We start from the raw sequence: 22,025 nt of genomic DNA on the forward strand, positions 1-22,025 counted from the left end.
CATGGCACGAACGCCGCCTTTCGGATGTCACAGCCGCCAGAGGCGTGCGCTGAGCCTGCCGAGGAAAGGCATGTCGTACGCGCCTCCGCGAGGCGGGTCGAGCCGGGCCGGGCCCACCCGCAGCAGCGCGTGTCCCAACGGCGCGGCGGCGGAAAGATCGACGATCACGGCCACGCCGGCCGTTCGCGCCGGAGCACGCCGGCGGACGGTTCGCGCGGACAGGCCGGGACCCGGCGTGTGCGTGACCCTGACGGTGACCGGCCGCCCTCGCAGCGGAGCCTCGCGTCCGCTCCCGGCGTCGTAGGCCGCGCGCCGGGCGGGGTCGCGCAGCACGGCATAGGCGTCGATCACCTCGGCGAACCGTTCCCGTGCCGCCTGCCCGGCCGGGCGGGCGTCCGGATGCAGCTCGCGTACCAGCCGGCGGTAGGCGGACGTGACCTGCGCCGCGGACGCCGTTCTGTCCACGCCGAGCACCGTGTAGTGGTCCCGCCGGGGCTGCTGCTCGCCGTCGTGCCGAACGGGCACCGTACTCACCTCCCCGCGCCCGGACGATCGCCGGCTGGATGCACTGTGACCTGGAGGTATGAACGGAACCTCGATGGGTGGGTTGTCACCGGAACACGTATAACAATGCCCGTTTTGTGTTGATTAGGGGTAATAGATGGATCTTGCGAGGGCAAAAATATCTCTTGATCGCTCTTGCTGGGCCTTTGCTCATCTGACATCCGCACGGCCCTGCCGGGAGCCTCCGGCCGGCCCTACGGCCTGTGCCGGGGGAGGGGTCCTCCCTGTCCGATCGGACAGGTGTCCCAAGCGGGGCTGTGCGTCTAGCTTTGGCGCAGAGTGTGACGTACGCGATATCGGGCTGATTCATCCGTAAGATTCGGATGGTGGCGCGTTGCCGGCGTCATGGGCGCGGACGGGCTCGGGAGGGTGACATGTCGCTGATGGTGGGCACGACGGTCGCTCATGGTGGCGAGCCGGGCGCGGACAGGGGCACGGCGGAGCCGGGCGCCGAGGACGGCCGGGCCGCCGTGCGGCTGGCCAAGTTCCATGTCCCGGAGATCGTCTTTGGGCCGGGGTCCCTGGCCGAGATCGGCCACTGCGCGTTGCGCCTGGGCGGCCGCCGGCCGTTCCTGGTCACCGATCCGGGGCTGATCGAGGCGGGCTGGGCGGACGAGGCGATCAGGCACCTGCGGCGCGCCGGGCTGCGGCCGGTGCTGTGGCACGACGTCACCCCGAACCCCAAGGACCACGAGGTCGAGGCGGGGTTCCGCCGGTACGCCGAGAGCGGCGCCGACGTGATCATCGGGCTGGGCGGCGGGTCCTGCATCGACGCGGCCAAGGGCGTGGCGATCCTGTCGGGCAACGGCGGCCGGATCCTCGACTACGAAGGGGTCGACCAGGTCGTCCACCCGATCCCGCCCACGGTGATGGTGCCGTCCACCTCGGGCACCGGGGCCGACGTGTCGCAGTTCGCCGTCATCACCGACACCACCGAGCACACCAAGATCACCATTGTCAGCCGGACGCTGGTACCGGAGACCTCGCTGATCGACCCGCGGCTGCTGACCACCATGCCGGGCTGGCTGAACGCGGCGACCGGCCTGGACGCCCTGACGCACGCCGTCGAGGCGTTCGTGTCGCGGGCGCACAACCCGCTGACCGACAACCACGCCCTGCACGCGGTCCGGCTCATCATCGAGAATCTGACGCGCACCCAGGTGCGCCCCGGGGACTTCGACGCCAGGCTCGCCATGGCCCAGGCGTCGCTGGAGGCCGGGATGGCGTTCACCAACGCGATCCTGGGCGCGACGCACGCGATGAGCCATCAGGTCGGCGGCCTGCTGGACGCGCCGCACGGCGTCGTCAACGGCGTGCTCCTGCCCCACGTCATACGGTTGAACGCCCAGGCGTGGCCGGAGCGGTTCGTGCCCCTGGCCGAGGCGGCGGGGATCCCGGTCGAGGGGATGCCGCCCTACGAGGCCGCGCTGCGGCTCGCCGAGCGGGTCCGCACCCTGGCCGACGACGTCGGCGTGCCCAAGGGCCTGGCCAGCCTCGGCGTCGCCGAAGCCGACGTCCCCCGGCTCTCGCGCACCACCCTCAAGGACGCCTGCATGGCCACCAATCCCAGGGAGCTGGACGTCCACGACGTTCAGACCCTGTTCTACGAGGCCCTATGAGCCCCCCGGACCCCAAGCACGACCTGGGCGTCCTCACCGGGCTGCGCTCGGGGAAACGCTCCTTCTACCCGGCCTACGTCCGGTCCACGGAACGACTGGAACGCACGGTGCAGGCCCTCGACGGCATCTCCCGCGCCCTCGTCCGCACCGCCGAGGGCCCGCGCGCCCTCGTCGAGGCGGTGGTGCGGGCGGCGGCCGAACACCTGCAGGCGCACTGGCTGCTGCTGGCCGTCGCCGACGGCGCCCTGCGCGCCGCCCGGCCGAGGTTCCTGCTGTACGCCGACGACGTGCTGATCGACGACGAGGCCCGGCTGCCCGCCGAGCCGCGCGAGCATCTGGCGGTGCTGCGGTCCCGGCCGTGGGAGGCCGCGTCCTCGGCCCCCGGCCGCGCCTGGGTGCGGGCCCCGATGACGCTGGACGGCGAACCGGTCGGCGGGATCGCGGCGCGTCCCGGGCCGGGCGTGGACGTGGCCGACACCGACCTGGCGATCCTGAGGGTGCTGGCCAACCAGGCGGCCGTCGCGCTGCACAACTCCTACCTCTTCCACGCCGCGGCCATGCTGCGCGGGCGGACCGAGGAGCTGTCGGAGGCCGCCGAGCGGCAGGCCCGTGACCTGGCCGCCCGCAACGCCGAGCTGGCCGCGACCCAGGAGCGGCTGTTCGGTGCGATGCAGAGGCAGGCGCTGGACGACGAGCGGCACCGCATCGCGCGGGAGCTGCACGACAGCGTCACCCAGTACGTGCTCAGCGCGGGCATGACCGTCGAGGTGTGCCGGGCGGAGCTGGAGGCGCAGGGCGGCCGGGCCGCCGAGATCGCCGGCCGCCTGGCCACCGCCAAGGACCTCAACCGGCAGGCCGTGGAACGGCTGCGCGCCGCGATCTACGCCCTCCACCACACCTCGGAGGAGCCCGCCGGGCCGCTGCCGGTGATGCTGGAGCGGCTGTCGATCGTGCACCTGCCCACCGACCTGGACGTGCGGGTGCGGATGGAGGGCAGCCCGGTGCTGCTCCCGCCGCACGCCGAGCAGTCCATCCTGCGGCTGGTCGGGGAGGCGCTGTTCAACTCCGCCGCGCACGGGAAGGCGGGACGCGCGCTGGTACGGGTGCGGTACCGGCCGGAGGCCGTGACCGTCAGCGTGTCCGACGACGGCACCGGCGATCCGGCCCAGTTGCGCCGCGCGCTGCGGCTGTCGCGGGCCGCCGACCTGTCGGGACGCCACCGAGGGCTGACCAACATGGTCGCCCGGGCGGAGGAACTGGGCGGCCGGCTGTCCATCGTCCGCTCGGGGATGGGAGGCGTCATGGTGCGGGTCGAGATCCCGCTGCCGGTGCGTACCCCGAGGGAGGCGGACGATGACCACTGACCAGATGACCACTGACCAGATGACCACTGACCAGGGGGCCACTGACCAGGGGACCAGTGACCAGGGGACGAGGACCGCACCGGAGGCCGCGCCCGGGGCCGCGCAGGCCGCGGAGCCGGTGCGGATCGTCCTCGTCGACGACCACGCGATCGTCCGGCACGGGCTGAGGTCGATCTTGGGGCGCGAGAGCGATCTGCGGGTCGTGGGGGAGGCGAGCACGGCCGCCGAGGCCGTCGTGGTCGTCGAGCGGACCCGCCCCTCGATCGTCCTGCTCGACCTGAAGCTGTCCACGGGGGCCGACACCGAGGGCCTGGAGCTGTGCGCGCGGCTGACCGGGGACCATCCGGGCATCGCGGTGCTGGTGCTGACCACCTTCCTCGACGACTCCCTGGTGGTGGAGGCGATTCGGCACGGCGCGCGCGGCTATGTGGTCAAGGACGTGGACACCACCGAGCTGCTGCGGTCCATCCGCGCCGTCGCCCGCAACGAGTGCGCCTTCGACTCGCACTCGTCCGCGGCGATGATGCGGTCGATGCGGACGGTGCCCGAACAGCCGAGGTTCACCGAACGCGAGCTGACGGTTCTGCGGCTCCTCGCCCGCGGCCTGAGCAACAGGAACATCGGCGCGGAGATGTACATCTCGGAGACGACGGTGAAGTTCCACATCCGCAACATCATGCGGAAGATGGACGCCGGCAGCCGCGCGGAGGTGGTTTACGAGGCCACCAAGATGGGCGTCATCTGAGCCCTTCCGTCAGCCGGCGTCGATGACGAGCCAGCCGCCGTGGTGGTCCTCGACGGTGAAGCGGCGGCCCTCGGCGGCGACGGCGCGTCCCAGAGCGGTGAGGGCGGCCTGGTCGAACACCCGCACATGCCCGTACGCGGCGGTGGGTTCCTCCTCGTACGGCACGGCCACGACGACCCGCCGCCTGGCGAGCCGCAGCGCCTCGCGCACGACGGCCTCGCCCCGCGCGCCGTCCATGTGCTCCAGGACGTGGACGGCGGTGACGGTGTCCACGCAGCCGTCCGGCAGCGGCACCCGCATGGCGTCGCAGGTCAGCGTGTCCAGCCCCACCCCTCGCGCGCCTGCGACGGCGTCCAGCAGACGCATGGTGCCGCGGGACAGATCCGAGGCGATCACCTGGCCGGCGCCCCGCTCGGCCAGCAGCAGGGGCAGGAAACCGAAGCAGGAGCCCACGTCCAGCACAGCCCCCGGCGGGGTCAGGTCCATGGCGCGGCGGTACACGGGGGCGAAACCGGCGATCGACGAGTGGCCGGAAGGGGCGGGCATGCGCCAGCACCGCCTGATGCGCGCCAGGGTGTTGTCGTAGAACGTGCACCACGCGGTCAGCGGTCCGTCCACGCAGGTGCGGACGACCCCGGTGAAGACCCGTTCGAAGATGTCCGGGCCGGACAGCCAGCCGGGGGCGAACAGCTCCCCGGCGAGCAGCCCGGCCAGGTCGTTGTCGAGCCGTTCGGGGCGCAGCCAGTGGTCCACCTCGATCCGGCGGCCGCGGCGGCGCAGGCGGAAGTGCTCGGTCCGGGTCACCGGTGCCAGGGCCGGCGGGCCGGGCGCGTCGCCGGGGGGACGGCCGATGCGGATGACCCGGACGAGGTGATCGACGTACACCCCGGGCGGATGCGGTGCGAGGGGGTCGATACGATGCGCCGCCGTGTCGAGGGCCTGGGCGGGGTCCGTCATGACGTCACCGTCCCGCCGCCCTCTCCGCCATCCGGTGCGCCGCGCGTTCCAGCCCGGACAGGTCCGCGACCACGTGCACATGGTCGCAGTGCTCGGCGTAGAGCGGCAGGTCGCAGGCGCCCAGGCCCCAGGAGTACCGGGGCTCGGGGGTGAGCCAGACGGTCTCCCGGACCCGCCGCGTGATCTCCTCGAACGCGCCGATCGCCGGGTCGTTGCCGTTCCCCCGGCCGTCGCCCAGGACGACCAGGGTGGTCCGCCGGCCGAGCACGGGGGAGTGCTCGGCCAGCAGCGTCGCGAAGGTCCTTCCGTAGTCGGAATGCGCGTCGGTGTCGAGCAGGCCCCCGTCCGGCAGCCCGTCGAAGACCAGCCCCAACGCCTTTTCGAGGGGGTGTTCGGCGAACAGCTCGGTGATCTCGGCGGGCTCGTCCACGAACGCGAAGGAACGGACCTGTCCGAACAGCGCCTGCAGGCCGTGCACCATGTGCAGCGTGAGCCGGGCGCTCGCCCGCACCGACAGCGAGACGTCCGCCAGCACCACCAGACGGGGCCGGTCTTCGGCGCGGGTCACGGTGACGGGACGGAAGGGCACCCCGTCGTAGCGCATGTTCCTGCGCATGGTGCGGGCGGGATGGACGCGTCCGCGCGGAGTGTCGCGCCTGCGGCTGGTGGGGGCGCCCTTCAGGGACCGGCCGACCCGGCGCAGCGTCTCCTCCAGCCGCGTCCGCTCGTGCTCGTCGACCGCCTCGACGCGGGCACGTTCGGCGAGCCGGGCCGGCTCCACGGCCGGCTCCTCCAGCTCGGCCAGCCGGTCCAGATGGCGTTTCAGCAGCTCCGGCAGGTGGTCGATGATCCCGGCCGGCAGGTGGCCCGGGGCGGCGGAGTCCGGGTCGTCGCCGGGCGCACCGGGACGACCGGGCACGTCGTGCCGGGCGACGGTCAGCTCGGAGTCGATCCGGTGCCCGGTGTCGGGCGCGAGCAGCCCGGGTATCCCCGCCCCGTGCAGGCGCTCGATCTGCAACTGCGCCGAGGGCGTGCCTCCCGGCCCGGCGCGGCCGCCGTCCTGGGACAGGACGATCTCGTCGGTCAGCGAGGTCAGGTCGACCTTGTTGGCCTCCTGGTGCAGGTTGTAGCGCTGGGCGAGGTCCCGCTGGTCGAACAGGTCGCGGATGTCGGCGGGCTTGCCGTGGCTGTGGCCCTGCCGCGGCGTCTGCGACGGCTCCTCGGACACCGTGAACGACTCCAGCTCGCCGGTGTCGGTCAGGCCGTCGTGCTCGTGGCCGTGGCCGTGGCCGTCCGTGCCGCCGTCCAGGGGGCGCAGCGAGAAGAACGCCGAGAACAGCTCGTCGAACAGCGCGTCGTCGCGGCGGTCCTTGACCAGGGTGATGCGCAGGGCCTCGCGCAGCGCCGGCCGTCCGTCGAGCACGCCGGGCTGCGCGGCGGCGAGCATGGCGTCCATCGCCTCCGACACCGACACGCGCATCCCGAACAGCCGGAGCGCGCGCACGAACCGGTGAACCGCGGTCTCCATCCCGCATCCTCCCGTCAGCCGCTGCGGCGCCGCGTGATCGCGGCGAACGCGCGGGCCCCCTGGCCCCCGCCTGGGGCGGAAGGGCGCGCCGGGCCCGCGCCAGGCGCCCCGTAGTAGCCCTCGTCGTGGCGGCCGGGACGATCCTTGGCGAGGCGTACCTCCCGGCCGTCCACCTCGTCATGGCCGCGATGCCCTCCGGTTTCGCGAGTGGCCGTGCTCGTGCCCGTGGCTGTGCCCATGGCCGTGGCTGTGCCCGTGCCTGTGGCTGTGCTCGTGTCCGTGCCCGTGGCCGGGTTCGGGGAGCGCGCGGTTGGGGTCCACGAGGCGCGGCAGCACGTCGAGGGCCTGGTTCAGGTCACGCTCGTACTTCAGCACGACGTTGACCGTCTGCGCGAGCACCTGCGGGTCGAGCTCCTCCACGCCGAGCACCGCCAAGGTCCGGGCCCAGTCCACGGTCTCGGAGATGCTGGGGTTCTTGCGCAGCCGCAACGCGCGCAGGCCGCGGACGACCTGGACCAGATGCCGTTCCGCGGCCTCGGGCAGCCCGGTCCGCTTGGCGCGCAGGATCTCCAGCTCACGATCGGCGTCGGGGTAGTCGAGGAACAGATGCAGGCAGCGGCGCTTGAGAGCCGCCGACAGATCCCGCGTGTTGTTGGACGTCAGCACCACGTACGGCGGGATCTTCGCGGTGAACGTGCCGATCTCGGGCACCGACACCTGGTACTCGGCCAGGCACTCCAGCAGCATCGCCTCCAGGGCCTCGTCCGCGCGGTCGACCTCGTCGACCAGCAGCACCGCGGGCCGTTCGCCGCGCACCGCCTCCAGCACCGGGCGCGGGGCCAGGAAGCGCTCGGAGAAGAACACGCTGTCCTGCGCCTCGATCCGCCCCACCGCCGTGGCCAGGTCCGGGGCGTCCGCGGTGAGGTCACCGATCTTGTCCCGCAGCATCTGCGTGTACAGGAGCTGCTTGCCGTAGTCCCAGTCGTACAGCGCCCGGCTCTCGTCCTGGCCCTCGTAGCACTGCAGGCGCAGCAGGCGGCGCCCGGTCACGGCCGCCAGCGTCTTGGCCAGCTCGGTCTTGCCGACACCGGCCGGCCCCTCCAGCAGGACGGGCTTGCCCAGGCGCGACAGCAGGAAAACGGTGGTGGCCAGGCGGCGGTCGGTGATGTAGCCGTGGGCGGCGAACCGGTCGGCGACCTCATCGACCGAGCCGAACTCCGGTGGCGTCGTGTCGGGTTGCTGGGGCGTGTCGGGCACAACTCCTCCATCCGGGAGCGGACCCTTCTCAACCGGCGTACGTGCACGGCCGGTGCGAAGACGGTCCGAGGTCGAAAAGGGCGGTGGGCACTGGAATCGGGGGTGTCGGCGGGAGGGGAGGTGCACGGGGGCGCCGTGCTCTCCCCTCCCTGGAAGGCGTGGGGTGTCGCCGGGCGGCCGGTCAGCCGAGCAGGTCGTCCAGGTCGCCGGTCATGCAGTGCTCGACGACGGGCCGGACCGTCTCGAACGTGCACTCCTTGGCGTTGCCCGGGGTGCAGGCGTCGCCGAGGACGTGGCTGGTGATCCGGTCGATGTCGGCGGCGTCGCCCTTGATCTCCCAGGCCTGCTCGTAGAACTTCGTCGGTCCCTGGCCCAGCCGGTTCTTGCTGTAGGTGTCCTGCTTGACGTCGGTGAACTTCTCCGGGATGCCGACGTCGCGCAGCAGCCGGATGCCCGCGGCGAGCGCCGCCTCGGCCGCCTTCACCTTGGTCATGCCGTGCGTGTCGACGCCCATCGCCTCGGCGATGTCGGCGAACCGCTCGTAGTGCGCCGGCATGTTGAACGCCCACACCCGGGGCAGCGCGATGGCGTTGTTGAGCCCGTGGTGGGTGTCGTAGAACGCGCTGACCGCGTGCGAGATCGAGTGGATGATGCCCAGGCCGCCGGAGTTGAACGCCTGCGCCGCGATGTACTGCGCGTACATCATGCCCTCGCGTCCGGCCAGGTCCTGGCCGTTCCACACCGCCTGCCGCAGGTGCTGGGCGGTGAGCCTGATCGCGTGCAGCGCGTTGCCCAGCGACGGCTGGAAGTTCAGCCGGGACACGTAGGGCTCGGAGGCGTGGGCGAGCACGTCGAACCCGCACTGGGCGGTGTAGTCGAGCGGGCAGTCGTAGTAGAGCGTGGGGTCGTCGATCGCCAGCGTGGCCACGCACGCGTCGTCGAACGCGACGTACTTGTGGGGGTTGCCGGGGTCGGTGGTGGTGTCGGTGATGACATAGGCCCAGGACGTCTCCGAACCGGTCCCCGCCGTGGTGGACACCGCGATGTGCGGTGGGTTCTGCGGGTTCTCGGACTTGTTGAAGCCCTCGAACTCGTTGACGCTGCGGCCGTCGTGGGCGACCGAGATCCGGGCGCCCTTGCACGCGTCGTGCGAGGACCCGCCGCCGATCGACACGAACGAGTCGCACCTGTTCTCCTGGTACAGCGCCACGGCGTCCATGACGTTGTAGTCCTTGGGGTTCGACTCGACCTTGTCGTACACCACGACCTCAAGCCCGTGGTACTTCATCGACTCGACGATCTTGTGCACCGTGTCGCTGCCGCGCAGGCCCGTGGTCATCACCAGCGTCCGCCGGAATCCCAGCTTCTTGGCCTCCGGGCCGATCAGCTCGTGCGCGCCCGGACCGAGCAGGGCCCGGGGGAAGGGGTGGAACTCCTTGATGGGGAAGGGCTTGAGCAGCTCCTCGACTTGCATGGCGCCACGTTCCTCTCTATGGGGTGGGCTGCGCGTGTGCTTCACCCTCCGGGAAGCCGGGCGGCACCGGTACCGGTCGTCCGGACGGAAGCCGGGCGCGAGGGGAGGGGCCGGTTCCCCATCCGATCGGACAGGCGGGGCAGGGCCGGAAGCAGGGCGAACGCCCGGCGCCGCCCGGCCTAACGTCGTTCCTGGCCACTGGCGCCCATTCGGCTCCGGCTCAGCCGGCGCACACCTTGGGAGGCATTTCATGCAACGGGACATCCACCACGCCGAGCAGGCACACGACGCCGTGCCCGAGCCCGATGACCTGACCGAGGAGCTCCTGGTCGAGGAGGTCTCCATCGACGGCATGTGCGGCGTCTACTGAGAGCCCGGCGATGCCCTCATCCACGCCCTCCGCGGCACGGGGGACCCCCGGGACGCCGGACGCCGCCGGGACGGCGGACGCGGGCGGGGCGGCCTTCGACCCGGGACGGCCGTACCGGCTGAGCCGGTCGGTCGCGCTGCGCCCCGAGCCGTTCGGAGCGCTCGCGTACCACTTCGGCAACCGGCGGCTCTCGTTCCTGAAGGCGCCCGAACTGGTGGAGCTCGTCCGAGAGCTGGAACGGTACCCCAGCGCCGGGGACGCCCTCGCCGGCGTCCCCGGCACCCGGCGCGGCGCCTTCCTGCGCGCGCTGGCCTCGCTGGCCGCGGCCGGCATGATCGTCCCCCGCTAGGGGGCCCGACGGGAGTGCGCTGATGACGACCCTTCACGACCCTCCGCGCGCCGAGCGCGTCCCAGCCCTGGCCGAGCAGTTCAAGGGCGGGCTGGCCGCTCCCATCTGCCTGACCTGGGAGTGGACGTACGCATGCAACCTGTCCTGCGCGCACTGCCTGTCCTCGTCCGGACGGCGTGACCCCCGCGAGCTGTCCACCGCGGAGATCGAGGCCGTCATCGACGAGCTGGAGCGGATGCAGGTCTTCTACGTCAACGTCGGCGGCGGGGAACCCACCGTCCGCTCCGACTTCTGGCACCTGCTGGACTACGCGATCGACCACCACGTCGGCGTGAAGTTCTCCACCAACGGGGTGCGGCTGAGTCCCGAGCGGGCGCGGCGGCTGGCCGCCACCGACTACGTCGACGTGCAGATCTCCCTCGACGGGGCGACCCGCGAGGTCAACGACGCGGTGCGCGGCCCCGGCTCGTACGACATGGCGGTGCGGGCCATGGAGAACCTCGCCGCCGCCGGGTTCTCCGGCTTCAAGATCTCGGTGGTGATGACCCGGCGGAACGTCGGGCAGCTCGACGCCTTCGCCGCCATCGCCGACCGGTACGGGGCGCAGTTGCGGATCACCCGGCTGCGGCCGTCCGGCCGCGGGGCCGACGTGTGGGACGACCTGCACCCCACGGCCGCCCAGCAGCGCGAGATCTACGCCTGGCTGCTCGACCGCGGCGACCGGGTGCTCACCGGGGACTCGTTCTTCCATCTCAACGCCCTCGGCTCGGCGCCGCTGCCGGGGCTGAACCTGTGCGGCGCGGGACGGGTGGTCTGCCTCATCGACCCGGTCGGCGACGTGTACGCCTGCCCGTTCGCCATCCACGACGCGTTCCAGGCGGGCAACGTCCGCTCGCCCGGCGGGTTCGAGCGGGTGTGGCGCGAGTCGCCGCTGTTCGCCGAGCTGCGGCGGCCGTCGTCCGGGGGAGCCTGCGCCCGGTGCCCGGCCTACGACACCTGCCAGGGTGGGTGCATGGCCGCGAAGTTCTTCACCGGCCTGCCTCTGGACGGGCCCGACCCCGAGTGCGTCAAGGGCCATGGCGAGGCGGCCCTGCGGTCGGTCGAGCCGGGCGCGCTGCCCCGCCAGGGCAACGATCACTCGCGCCGCACCGTGGCCCTGGGCATGCCCGCCGTCCGGCCGGGCCGGCCGGACCGCTTCTGCGACGAGAGCCCGCTGTCCGGCATGGAGCCGGTGCACCCGATGGGAGGACGGTCATGAGCGGTTGGTTCGAGACGGTCGCGCACGCGCAGCGCCTGGCCAGGAAGCGGCTGCCCAGATCCGTGTACGGCGCGCTGCTCGCCGGGTCGGAGCAGGGCGTCTCATACGGCGACAACACCGCGGCGTTCGCCGAGCTGGGCTTCGCGCCGCACGTGGCGGGCCTGTCGGAGAAGCGCGACCAGACGACGACGGTCATGGGGGAGCAGATCTCGCTGCCCGTGATCATCTCGCCCACCGGGGTGCAGGCCGTGCACCCCGGTGGGGAGGTCGCGGTGGCGCGGGCGGCGGCGTCGCGGGGCACCGCGATGGGGCTCAGCTCGTTCGCCGGCAGGCCGCTTGAGGAGGTCGTGGCGGCCAATCCGCGGACGTTCTTCCAGATGTACTGGATGGGCGGCAAGGAGGCGATGGCGCGCCGCGTCGAGCGCGCCCGCGAGGCCGGGGCGAAGGGGCTGATCGTCACCCTCGACTGGTCCTTCTCCCACGGCCGCGACTGGGGCAGCCCGCGCATTCCGGAGCGGCTGACGCTCAGGGAGATGGCGCGCTTCGCGCCGGAGGCCCTGACCCGCCCGCGCTGGCTGGCCGGCTACCTGAGATCCCGGAGCCTGCCCGACCTGACGACGCCCAACTTGGCCGAGCCAGGCCAGGCCCCGCCCACGTTCTTCGGCGCGTACGGCGAGTGGATGCTGACCCCGCCGCCCTCGTGGGAGGACGTGCGGTGGCTGCGCGAGCAGTGGGACGGGCCGTTCATGCTCAAGGGCGTGTGCCGGGTGGACGACGCCCTGCGCGCGGTCGACGCGGGCGTCACCGCGATCTCGGTGTCCAATCACGGCGGCAACAACCTTGACTCGACCCCGGCACCCATACGCGTGCTGCCTTCCATCGCCGACGCGGTGGGCGACGATGTCGACGTGCTGCTGGACGGCGGCGTCCGGCGCGGCAGCGACGTGGTCAAGGCGTTGTCACTCGGCGCCAAGGCCGTGCTGATCGGCCGCGCGTACCTGTGGGGCCTGGCCGCGGGCGGGCAGGCCGGGGTGGAGAACGTGCTGGACATCCTGCGCGGCGGCATCGACTCGGCGCTGCTCGGCCTGGGCCGCTCGTCGGTTCGCGAGCTGACCAGGGACGACGTGGTGATCCCCCCGGGGTTCACCCGATCCCTCGGCACCGGTGAGACGTCATGACGTCCCCTCTCGTCGCCGCAGACCGGTGCGCCGCCGGCCCGGCCGTGCCCTGCCCGCTCGCGGGCCCGGCCCTGCTGGACGCGCTCGCCGAGGAGTTCCCCTCGGTCCGCGCGATCCGGGCGGACGTGCGCGAGCACGCGGACGGAGGGTTCACGGCATGAGGCCGCGGGTCTGCCCGGAGCCCCTGCCGTCCCCGCCGTGCGGCGGCCGCCTGCCCGACGGGTTCGCGGTCGAGCTCGCCTCCGACACGCACCGCTCCCGCGACGGGCGGCTGATGCTCGGAGGCTCTCCGCCGCGCCTGCTGCGCCTGGGCGGCCGGGCGGTCCGCCTGCTGGAGAGCGGCCGGTTCACCGTCACCGACCCGCTGAGCGCCGCCCTCGCCCGCCGCCTCCTGGACGCGGGCGTCGTCCATCCGCGTCCGGCCGCCTTCCCCGTGCGTGACACCACGATCGTGATCCCCGTACGCGACCGCGCCGACCGGCTGGACCGGCTGCTGGCCGCCCTGCGCGCCGACCCGGACACCCGCGGCCTGCCGATCCTGGTCGTGGACGACGGCTCGAAGGCTCCGGACGCGGTGGCACGCGTCGTCCGCAGTCACGGCGCGCGCCTTCTCGTCCACCCGCACAACATGGGCCCGGCGGCGGCCCGCAACACCGGCCTGCGCCACGCCCGGACGGCGTACGTGGCGTGCTGCGACTCCGACGTCGTCCCGGAACCCGGCTGGCTCGCCCCGCTCCTGGCGCAGTTCGCCGACCCGATGGTGGCCCTGGCGGCGCCCCGGGTGTCGGCCCTGCCCGTGGCGGCGCCGGGCGTACTGGACCGGTACGAGCAGGTGCGCTCGCCCCTCGACATGGGCGCGCGGGAAGGGCCGGTCGTGCCGCTGACCGCGCTGCCGTACGTGCCGAGCGCCACCGTCGTGCTCAGGCGCCGCGCCGTCGGCGCCGGCTTCGACCCCGCGATGCGCGTCGGGGAGGACGTCGACCTGTGCCTGCGGTTGCACGGGGCGGGCTGGCGGCTGCGCTACGTCCCCGCCTCCCGCGTCCGCCACGCCAACCGCACGGGCCTGCGCTCCTGGATCGCCCAACGGGTCGGCTACGGCACCGGCGCCGCGGACCTGGCGCTGCGGCATCCCGGGCAGGTGCCGCCGCTGTACGCCTCACCGTGGTCCCTGGCCGCCTGCACGCTGCTGCTGCGGGGCAGACCCGCCCCGGCCGCCCTCGCCGCCGTCCTGACGGGGGTGGCCGCCGCCCGGCTGGCGCGGCGTATGCCCGACGCCGACACCCCGGTCAGGGCCGGAGCCCTGCTGTCGCTGGCCGCGCTGCGCGGCACCGCCGAGCAACTGCTGCGCTGCGCCACCCGGCACCACTGGCCGGTCGCCGTCGCCGCCGCGGCCGTGAACCGCAAGGCCCGCTACGCGCTGATCGCGGCCGCCGTCGCCGAGGGCTTGGCCGATCACCGCCGTTCGGGCTCCGGGCTCGGGCCGCTCGCCCACGTGGCCGTCCGCCGCCTCGACGACCTCGCCTACGGGTGGGGCGTCTGGCTGGGCGCCGCCCGCCGGCTCACCGCGGCGCCGCTGGTCCCGCGATTCGCCGTGCGCAAGGTGGGGCAGGGGCACAGGCCGCCGGACGCCGGCGGGCCGCCGCGGACTCCCGGATCGTGAACCGGGTGGTCGCCTCGGCCCGTCGGGAGCCGGCCGGAGGCGTCACAGGGCGATCCGCTGCAGGGTCTCCCCCCTCGCACCGGTCACGACGAGCCCGCGCACCTCGGTTCCGGAGGGATACTCGACGGCCCACAGCCCGAGCCCGGCGCCGACACCCCGCGTCAGGTCGGCCGGAAGCCTCCGCCCGTCCTCGGTGACGGCCGTCACCGCGTGAACGTCGTCCCTGGCCACGCCGAACCAGACGCCCACGCCGCGAAGCTTGCCCTGCGTACGGGCGAACTCCTTGCCGGCGAGCGGGGGAAATCCGGAGCAGGAGCCGCCGTTCGGCCCGCTCTCGCACAGGAAGAGCTCGTTCTCACGGGGCGCGTCGCTCACCCACATCAGCAGCGGCGGCACGAAGGCGATCCTCCCCTTGGGGGGATGGCTCTTCTTCAGCTCCGCGAATCCCTTGTAGCCGGGCCATGGCGTGGCCGTGGGGGAGGGCGTGGCCGTGGGGGAGGGCGTGGCCGTGACGGACGGCGCGGCGGGCACGGCCACGGCGACGCCGTCGCGCTGCCCCGACCACGGGCGAACCACCCCGGCCACGAGGACGGCCGCGACCACCGCCGCCGCCGTGATCCCGGCGACGGCCGCACGACGACGTCTGCGCATGGCGCGTCCCGCCACGATGGCCATGTTCACGTCCACCGCGGTGGGCGGCTGCTCCTGCCGCGCCAGCGAGTCGAACACCTGCTTGACGTCCATCAGCATTCCTCCGTACGCACGAGACGGGACTCCTGCTCGCCGAGCATCGCGCGCAGAGCGGCGAGGCCGCGGGCGGTCTGGCTCTTGACGGTTCCGGTCGAGCAGCCCAGCGCGCGGGCGGTCTGCTCGACGCTCAGATCGCAGTGAAAGCGCAGCACGAGGGTGGCGCGCTGGCGCGGAGGGACGGCGGCGAGGGCCCGGCTGACGTCCATGGCCATGTCCCGGTCGCCGCCTTCGGACGGCTGATGGGATATCGCGGACGTCAGCCGCACCCGGGAAAACCAACCGCCCCGCTGTTCGGCGAGGAAGACCCGGATCAGCATCGTCCGTACGTACGCGTCGAGGTCGTCGGCGGCCCGCGCCTGGCGCCACTTGACGTAGAGCCGCGTTATCGCCGTCTGCACCAGGTCGTCGGCGCGGTGCCAGTCCTGGCACAACGGGTAAGCGATCTTCCGCAGCCAGGGCAGCCGGGCGCTCACGTAGGCGGTGTACTCCTCGTCAACGTTCATGGGTCTCCCAGATAGACGGCTTCACACCACAGGAGATGCGTCCGGCCCGGGCGCCGGTTGCATGGAAGGGACAGGCGCCGCTGTGGGCCGGGACGGCGGGAGCGGTCCCCGGACACGGGGAGTGCCTGTCCTTGTGGCAGGACGGATTGTGAGGTTATGGACACGCACTATTGACGCCCAGGTCACCGGCCCCTACGATCGCCCTAATCGTTTAGGAAGGCAGGCCCTGAGCGAGAGCCAACCCGCGAACCTAATCGTTTAGGAGGTCCTTGGTGGCACGGAAGCCCACTCTTCGTGACGTGAGCCGGGCGGCGGGCCTGTCGGTCTACACGGTGTCGCGCGCCCTCAGCAACGGCGACGGCGTGTCCGCGGCGAGCCGGGAGCTGGTGCTGAAGGTCGCGCGCGAACTGGGCTACGTGCCCAACCGGGCGGCGCAGGAGCTCCGCAAGAACACGCGCAGCTCGGTCGCGGTGGTCACGGCCAGCACCTCCAACTACTACTACATCGACCTGATGAAGGGCATCCAGCGCACGTTGCGCCTGTCCGACCGGACCGCCATCGTGGCCGACATCGCGGCCGAGGGCGTCTACACGCCCGAGCTGGAGGACGCGACCATCCAGGACCTGATCCAGTCACGCACCGCCGGAGTGATCGCCACCCTCACGCTCGCTCCGCACAACATGAAACTGCTCGAAGACTGGGACATCCCCGTCGTCTTCGTGGACTCGATCCCGCACGAGTCGGCGACCCGGGTCCCGAGCATCACGACCGACAACTTCTCCGCGAGCATGAAGGTCGGCGCGCACCTGGGCGAGCACGGCTACCGCGACTGGCTGTTCCTGGCCTACCCGGCGCGCTGGTCCACCCGCGCGGAGCGCGAGCGCGGGATCCGCGCCGCGGCGCTGAAGTACGGCGCCGGCATCGAGGTGATAGAGAGTGAGAACGATGTTGAGTCCGCCTACGCCACGCTGACGGCCTACCTCGACACCCCCGGCCGCGCCCTGCCCCGGGCCGTCATCGCGGGCAACAACCCGATGCTGCACGGAGCCCTGCGCGTGCTCCACGCCAGAGGCGTGAGGATACCGGACGACGTCGCGGTCGTCGCCTTCGACGAGTTCGCCTGGGCCGCGCTGCTGGACCCCCCGCTGACCGTGCTCAACGAGGACAGCGAGACCATCGGCGTCATCGCGGCGCAGACGCTCACGCGCATCATCGACGACCAGATCAAGGCCGAGCTGCGCGGTGACCCTCCCACCCCGGCCTACCGGCCCGAAGACCGCCGCGAGCTCAGCTCCGATCTCATCATCAGGAGATCGTGCGGCTGCTGACGCGCGGCCCCGGGCCGTACGCGATCCACCCCCCTGACAGTCCCGCGGCCTGAGCCCGCTCCCCCCGGCGGGGACGGCTCACGATGCCGCGCGCCCTCTTGCCGTGACCGAAAGTGATCATCTCGCTACCGGTCCCGCGAGCCCTCGTATGCACAGGAGAGATTCGAATGCAGCCCACCCCCAGGCGCCGCCGCGCGCTTGCCACGGCCACGGCCGCCGTCGCGATGCTGGGCCTCACCGCCTGTACGTCCGGCGACGCCGAGGCCGGCGGAACCCCGCAGAAGATCGAGCAGATCGGCCTGATGGTCCAGGACATGTCCAACCCGTTCTTCTCCGCCATGGACAAGGGCGCCAAGGAGGCCGCGGCGAAGATCGGGGCCGGTGAGAACACCCAGGACGCGCAGCTCGACCTGGCCAACCAGAACAACCAGATCGACGCGTTCATCCAGCAGGGCGTCGACCTGATCGTGATCAGCGCGGTCGACGAGAACGGCATCGAGCCCGCGATCGTGCGCGCCAAGCAGGCCGGCATCATCGTCATCGCCGTGGACACCCCGGCCAAGGGCGCGGACGCCGTCATCATGACCGACGCCGTGCAGGCGGGCGAGAAATCGTGCGATTACCTGTTCAAGGAGATGGGCGGCAAGGGCAACGTCCTGCTCGTGGACGGCACGCCGATCCAGACGATCCGCGACCGCATCACCGGGTGCAAGAACGTGCTGAAGAACTACCCGGGCATCAAGGTCGTGGGCCAGCAGGCGTCGAAGAACGACCGCGCGTCGGGGCTGGCCGTCACCACGGACATGTTGACCGCCTCCCCGGACGTCCAGGGCATCTTCGGCATGAACGACCCCTCCGCGCTGGGCGCCGTCCTGGCCGTGGAGCAGGCGGGCAAGTCGGGGCAGGTGAAGGTCACCGGCGTGGACGGCAGCCCGGAGGCGGTGGCCGAGCTGCGGCGCTCGGGATCGCCGTTCATCGGCACCGCGACCCAGAACCCGGCCGAGATGGTGCGCCGCGCCGTGCAGGTCGCGCAGGACATCGTCGCCAAGAAGCCGCCGGCGGAGAAGACCATTCTCATCCCGAGCGAGCTCGTCACCCGCGACAACGTCGATGAGTACCAGGGCTGGTAGCGGCCGCGGGGCCGGCCGGCGGGGGAGTCCCCGGGAGGTGGCGAGATGAGCGCGCCCGGCGTCCGGCCGCTGCTGCGGCTGGAGGGCGTGACCAAGCGCTTCGGCTCCACGGTCGCGCTGGACGGCGTGGACTTCGAGCTGCGCGCCGGCGAGGTCCACGCCCTGATGGGCGAGAACGGCGCCGGCAAGTCCACGCTGATGAAGATCCTGGCGGGGAACATCCAGCGCGACTCCGGCCGGATCCTCCTGGACGGCGCGGAGGTCGAGATCCGCTCCCCGGCCGAGGCGAAGGCGCACGGCATCGCGATCATCCACCAGGAGCTGAACACGGTCCCGGCGATGACGGTCGCGGAGAACCTGGCGCTCGGCCGGGAGCCCCGCAACCGGTACGGCGCGCTCGACCGGCGGGCGATGCTCGAATCCGCCCACGAGAAGCTCGCTCGGATCGGGGCCAGGATCGACCCGCGCCGCGAGCTGGGCGAGCTGAGCGTCGGCATGCAGCAGATGGTGGAGATCGCCCGCGCGGTCAGCGAGGACGCGCGGATCCTGGTGCTCGACGAGCCGACCGCGGCGCTCTCGCAGGGCGAGGCGCTGCACCTGTACGACATCATCGACGAGATGCGCGCCGCGGGCGCCGGCCTGGTCTACATCTCCCACCGGATGGAGGAGGTCTGGCGGCTCGCGGACCGGGTGACCGTCTTCCGCGACGGCAGGTACGTCGCGACCCGCGACAAGGGGGAGATCAGCCCTCCCGACGTCGTGTCCATGATGGTGGGCCGCGACCTCGACGACCTGTACCACCGTGGGCCGCGCACACCGGGCGAGGTCGTGCTGGACGTGCGCGATCTGACCGACGGCGGCCGGGTGGGGCCGGTGAGCTTCCAGGTGCGGGCCGGCGAGGTGGTCTGCCTGGCCGGGCTGGTGGGCGCCGGGCGTACCGAGGTGGCCAGGATGATCTTCGGCGCCGACCGCGCCGCCGGCGGCACGGTGACCGTCAAGGGCGCCTCGGTCACCGCGAGCGGTCCCAGGCGGGCGATCGCGGCGGGGATCGCCATGGTCCCCGAGAGCCGCAAGGAGCAGGCGCTGTTCCTCGACCACTCGGTGGAGGACAACATCGCCCTCGGCTCGCTGGAGCGTTTCGGCGGCGGCGGCGTGCTCAGGCGCGGCCACATCCGCGGCGCGGTCAAGGACCAGATGCGCCGGCTCCGGCTGCGCCTGTCCGCCCTGGACCTGGCGGCCAAGGACCTGTCCGGCGGAAACCAGCAGAAGGCGGTGCTCGCGCGCTGGCTACTGCGGGACGCGGACGTGCTGATCCTCGACGAGCCGACCCGGGGCGTCGACATCGGGGCCAAGAGCGAGATCTACGAGATCGTCGCCGAGCTGGTGGCGGCCGGGAAGGCCGTGCTGGTCGTCTCGTCCGACCTGCCGGAGGCCATCGGCATCAGCGACCGGATCCTCGTCATGCGCGAGGGCCGCATCGTGCACGAGCTGGACTCGCGCACCGCGACGGAGGAGGACGTGATGCTCCACGCCACGGGAACCCTGGCGCGGACGGCCGGAGGACCGAGCTGGAGGACCGAATGACTGATCACACGATCGCCGGCGAGCGCGACGGCGCCGCGCGGCGCGACGGTGTGCCGGCGCCGACGCCGGGCTTCGCCTACTGGTGGGACCGGCTGGGCATCGTCGCCGTCCTGATCGTGCTGGTGGCGCTGATGGCCGCGATCGCCCCCAACTTCGCCACCGTGGACAACCTGCTCAACATCGCGCGGTCGATCTCCATCAACGCGATCCTGGCGGCGGGCATGACCTTCGTCATCCTCACCGCCGGCATCGACCTGTCGGTGGGCTCGATCGTGGCCGTGTCGGGGGTCGTGGCGGTCCTGTGCGCCGTGGCGGACGTCCCGGCGCCGCTCGCCATCCTCGCCGGCGTCCTCGCCGGGGCCGTGGCCGGGCTGCTGAACGGGCTGCTCACGTCGTACCTGGCGCTCGCCGCGTTCATCGTCACCCTGGGCACGATGACCTGCCTGCGCGGGCTGGCGTACACGATGACGGACGGACAGCCGATCGTGTCCAACACGCTGAACTTCCGCGACATCGGCAACGGTTACATGCTCGGCGTCCCGGTGCCGGTGGTGGTCATGGCCGTCGTCTACCTCGTCGCCTGGTTCCTGCTGGAACGCACCAGGTACGGCCGGCACGTGTACGCGGTCGGCGGGAACGCCGAGGCCGCCCGGCTCGCGGGCGTCAACGTACGGCTCGTCACGACCTCCGTGTACGTGCTCGCCGGCGCCTGCGCGGGCCTGGCCGGCGTCATCTTCGCCGCACGCGTGGTGTCGGCGCAGCCCACGGCCGGCACCGGCTACGAGCTGGACGCCATCGCCGCGGTCGTCCTCGGGGGCACGAGCCTCATGGGCGGGCGCGGCCGGATCCTCGGCACGCTCGTCGGCTCGATCATCCTCGGCGTGCTCAGCACCGGTCTGATCCTGATGAACGTCCCCTTCTTCACGCAACTGCTCATCAAGGGCGTCGTCATCATCCTCGCCATCGGGATCGACAGCCTGAAACGGCGCCCGCTGCGCCTGTCCCGATGACCCCCACTCAGCGAACTCGATCGATGAAAGGACGGGCCTTGGCTCCCCCTACTGTCGTCGTCAGCGACGTCGTACCAGGTCGCCGCGTGTGCGAACCGGTGATCTTCACTGTCGAGGAGGATCTCGGCGGCGATCTGTGGCTCGCCCGCACCGACGCCGGGGACGAGGTGACCTGCCAGCGGCTCGCCTCCCGGTCCGCGCCCGGGAGGACCACGTTCGCCGCCGTCGTCACCTTCGACAAGCGGGTGGAGCTGACCCTGGTGGGCCCGGCGGCGCAACCGCGCGACGGCATCCGGGAAGGCCGGGCGCGGGAGGCGGACGCGTTCGTCCGGCTGGACACGGGCTACTTCGACCTGGAGATGTGCACCGGCACCGCCGGCGGCACCGGCTCGTCCAAGTGGGGCCTGCGCCACTTCGGCAGCGTGGCCGAGGGCGTGGACCTGCTCCCGTCCGGCGACAACGCGATCGGCGGGTTCTACGGGCCGTTCTTCACCCCGGAGAACGGGCTCGTCAACCCGCCCGAGCACACCACCGTGGACGTCGAGGTGGTGGAGCGGGGGCCGGTCATGCACCACTACCGGATGCGCGGCACCGTGCCCGACGGCCTGCTCGACGAGCTGAGGGGCAAGCGGTTCGCCATCGACTGGATCTTCACCTACGGCACGCCGTACTTCACCCGTGTCTACCACGTGGACGACTTCCAGACCGTCATCAACGGCCGGTCGATCACCAACAAGATCACCGTCGGCGACGAGTTCGAGGGCGGCAAGGGCGAGTTGCTCTTCGACCGGTTCGCGGCCTACGGCGGCACCCGCTACCGGGCGGGCGACCCGTACGCGGAGGAGCTGGTCAAGATGGTCGCGGAGACCACCGCCGCCCCCAGGCCCGCCGCGTCGCCGAAGTTCGAGGAGTTCCGGCGGCTGCTGACCGGCGACATGCGGTCGGCGCACTGGGATCTCTACTGGCGCCTGTTCTGCGCCTGGGAGGGGGCGCTGGAGGACGACGAGATCCGCGAGCGTCTGGCCCGCGTACGCGCCGCCGCCCATGTGCGCGCCGACCTGCCGGAGCGCGCGTGGACACTGGCGGACGAGCCCGTCGAGGTGTCCGCCGCCCCGGATGAGACGATCTTCCCTGGGCCGGCGTCGAAGACGGCGGAGTTCCACACCGGGACGGGCCGGACGATGGTCTGGTGGACCTCGGCCCCGTCGGGCGCCTTCCAGATCGTGCAGCGCCGCCAGTCCGGCTGGGTCAACTGGGGGACCAACGGCGAGAACGAGTGCCCGGAGCTCCCGGTCGGCGTGGAGATCAAGACCGCGTACGGGATGTTCCGCGACACCTGGACCGACGTCGCCGACCAGCTCGCCACCCCGCCCCTGGTGACGGGGGGCGCCGGGTGA

21 protein-coding genes are annotated in these 22,025 nt (G+C 72.3%); 14 read left to right on the plus strand and 7 right to left on the minus strand.

The window, feature by feature from the left end; translation table 11 throughout:
- Positions 1 to 27: 27 nt before the first annotated feature.
- Positions 28 to 525, minus strand: a complete 498-nt coding sequence (locus HNP84_RS36970) for a J domain-containing protein (RefSeq protein ID WP_185054681.1) — start codon at positions 523 to 525, stop codon at positions 28 to 30.
- 413 nt (positions 526 to 938) lie between these two features.
- On the opposite strand from HNP84_RS36970, the gene HNP84_RS36975 reads away from it, so the two are divergent.
- The 3 genes from HNP84_RS36975 to HNP84_RS36985 are packed head-to-tail and all read left to right on the plus strand — an operon-like array spanning position 939 to position 4,292.
- Entirely contained in the window at positions 939 to 2,183 is a 1,245-nt protein-coding gene (locus HNP84_RS36975) for an iron-containing alcohol dehydrogenase (protein ID WP_246519175.1), read from the plus strand.
- Positions 2,180 to 3,547, plus strand: a complete 1,368-nt coding sequence (locus tag HNP84_RS36980; RefSeq protein ID WP_185054682.1) for a MadS family sensor histidine kinase — start codon at positions 2,180 to 2,182, stop codon at positions 3,545 to 3,547. Before HNP84_RS36975 ends, HNP84_RS36980 begins: the two co-directional genes overlap by 4 nt.
- A complete protein-coding gene (locus tag HNP84_RS36985; protein ID WP_246519176.1) occupies positions 3,537 to 4,292 on the plus strand; it encodes a MadR family response regulator transcription factor in 756 nt (251 codons plus the stop codon). The genes HNP84_RS36980 and HNP84_RS36985 overlap by 11 nt, the downstream gene beginning before the upstream one ends.
- Positions 4,293 to 4,301: 9 nt before the next feature.
- Here HNP84_RS36985 and mftM read toward each other — a convergent pair whose 3' ends face one another.
- From mftM to mdo, 4 genes are all read right to left on the minus strand, one after another.
- Entirely contained in the window at positions 4,302 to 5,249 is a 948-nt protein-coding gene (mftM, locus tag HNP84_RS36990) for a mycofactocin oligosaccharide methyltransferase MftM (protein WP_185054683.1), read from the minus strand.
- A gap of 4 nt (positions 5,250 to 5,253) precedes the next feature.
- On the minus strand, positions 5,254 to 6,777 hold the full coding sequence (locus HNP84_RS36995; RefSeq protein WP_185054684.1) for a VWA domain-containing protein: 1,524 nt from the start codon (positions 6,775 to 6,777) through the stop codon (positions 5,254 to 5,256).
- Positions 6,778 to 6,954: 177 nt separating this feature from the next.
- Entirely contained in the window at positions 6,955 to 8,034 is a 1,080-nt protein-coding gene (locus HNP84_RS37000; RefSeq protein ID WP_312926592.1) for an AAA family ATPase, read from the minus strand.
- A 181-nt stretch (positions 8,035 to 8,215) separates the two neighbouring features.
- Entirely contained in the window at positions 8,216 to 9,508 is a 1,293-nt protein-coding gene (gene mdo, locus HNP84_RS37005; protein WP_185054685.1) for an NDMA-dependent methanol dehydrogenase, read from the minus strand.
- Positions 9,509 to 9,758: 250 nt separating this feature from the next.
- Between mdo and mftA the strand changes: the two genes are divergently transcribed.
- From mftA to mftF, 6 genes are read left to right on the plus strand one after another with little or no spacing between them, the layout of a single operon-like run.
- The gene (gene mftA / locus HNP84_RS37010) at positions 9,759 to 9,878 is read left to right on the plus strand and encodes a mycofactocin precursor MftA (RefSeq protein ID WP_185054686.1); all 120 of its coding nucleotides are present in this window, start codon (positions 9,759 to 9,761) and stop codon (positions 9,876 to 9,878) included.
- Between the two features lie 10 nt (positions 9,879 to 9,888).
- Positions 9,889 to 10,227 (plus strand): mycofactocin biosynthesis chaperone MftB, encoded by a 339-nt coding sequence (gene mftB, locus HNP84_RS37015; RefSeq protein ID WP_185054687.1) that lies wholly within the window; start codon positions 9,889 to 9,891, stop codon positions 10,225 to 10,227.
- 22 nt (positions 10,228 to 10,249) lie between these two features.
- The gene (mftC, locus tag HNP84_RS37020) at positions 10,250 to 11,485 is read left to right on the plus strand and encodes a mycofactocin radical SAM maturase (RefSeq protein WP_185054688.1); all 1,236 of its coding nucleotides are present in this window, start codon (positions 10,250 to 10,252) and stop codon (positions 11,483 to 11,485) included.
- Positions 11,482 to 12,663: a pre-mycofactocin synthase MftD gene (gene mftD / locus HNP84_RS37025; RefSeq protein WP_185054689.1), complete on the plus strand. Its 1,182-nt coding sequence runs from the start codon at positions 11,482 to 11,484 to the stop codon at positions 12,661 to 12,663. The genes mftC and mftD overlap by 4 nt, the downstream gene beginning before the upstream one ends.
- Entirely contained in the window at positions 12,660 to 12,824 is a 165-nt protein-coding gene (locus tag HNP84_RS37030) for a hypothetical protein (protein WP_185054690.1), read from the plus strand. Before mftD ends, HNP84_RS37030 begins: the two co-directional genes overlap by 4 nt.
- Positions 12,821 to 14,323: a mycofactocin biosynthesis glycosyltransferase MftF gene (gene mftF, locus HNP84_RS37035; RefSeq protein ID WP_185054691.1), complete on the plus strand. Its 1,503-nt coding sequence runs from the start codon at positions 12,821 to 12,823 to the stop codon at positions 14,321 to 14,323. The genes HNP84_RS37030 and mftF overlap by 4 nt, the downstream gene beginning before the upstream one ends.
- Positions 14,324 to 14,365: 42 nt before the next feature.
- On the opposite strand, the gene HNP84_RS37040 is transcribed toward mftF, so the two are convergent.
- Together HNP84_RS37040 and HNP84_RS37045 are read right to left on the minus strand one after the other, a co-directional pair.
- Positions 14,366 to 15,067: a hypothetical protein gene (locus tag HNP84_RS37040; RefSeq protein WP_185054692.1), complete on the minus strand. Its 702-nt coding sequence runs from the start codon at positions 15,065 to 15,067 to the stop codon at positions 14,366 to 14,368.
- Entirely contained in the window at positions 15,067 to 15,576 is a 510-nt protein-coding gene (locus tag HNP84_RS37045; protein WP_185054693.1) for a SigE family RNA polymerase sigma factor, read from the minus strand. The genes HNP84_RS37040 and HNP84_RS37045 overlap by 1 nt, the downstream gene beginning before the upstream one ends.
- A 272-nt stretch (positions 15,577 to 15,848) precedes the next feature.
- Between HNP84_RS37045 and HNP84_RS37050 the strand changes: the two genes are divergently transcribed.
- From HNP84_RS37050 to HNP84_RS37070, 5 genes are all read left to right on the plus strand, one after another.
- Positions 15,849 to 16,904 carry a LacI family DNA-binding transcriptional regulator gene (locus tag HNP84_RS37050; protein WP_185054694.1) on the plus strand — a complete coding sequence of 352 codons (1,056 nt, stop codon included), beginning with the start codon at positions 15,849 to 15,851 and terminating at the stop codon, positions 16,902 to 16,904.
- A gap of 167 nt (positions 16,905 to 17,071) precedes the next feature.
- On the plus strand, positions 17,072 to 18,034 hold the full coding sequence (locus HNP84_RS37055; protein WP_221337239.1) for an ABC transporter substrate-binding protein: 963 nt from the start codon (positions 17,072 to 17,074) through the stop codon (positions 18,032 to 18,034).
- Between the two features lie 45 nt (positions 18,035 to 18,079).
- On the plus strand, positions 18,080 to 19,618 hold the full coding sequence (locus tag HNP84_RS37060) for a sugar ABC transporter ATP-binding protein (RefSeq protein ID WP_185054695.1): 1,539 nt from the start codon (positions 18,080 to 18,082) through the stop codon (positions 19,616 to 19,618).
- Complete coding sequence (locus tag HNP84_RS37065; RefSeq protein ID WP_185054696.1) at positions 19,615 to 20,628, plus strand: ABC transporter permease subunit; 1,014 nt, start codon at positions 19,615 to 19,617, stop codon at positions 20,626 to 20,628. The genes HNP84_RS37060 and HNP84_RS37065 overlap by 4 nt, the downstream gene beginning before the upstream one ends.
- 98 nt (positions 20,629 to 20,726) lie before the next feature.
- On the plus strand, positions 20,727 to 22,025 hold the full coding sequence (locus tag HNP84_RS37070; protein WP_221337240.1) for a hypothetical protein: 1,299 nt from the start codon (positions 20,727 to 20,729) through the stop codon (positions 22,023 to 22,025).

Origin of the sequence: Thermocatellispora tengchongensis, assembly GCF_014202315.1 — a bacterium.
Classification (GTDB): domain Bacteria; phylum Actinomycetota; class Actinomycetes; order Streptosporangiales; family Streptosporangiaceae; genus Thermocatellispora; species Thermocatellispora tengchongensis.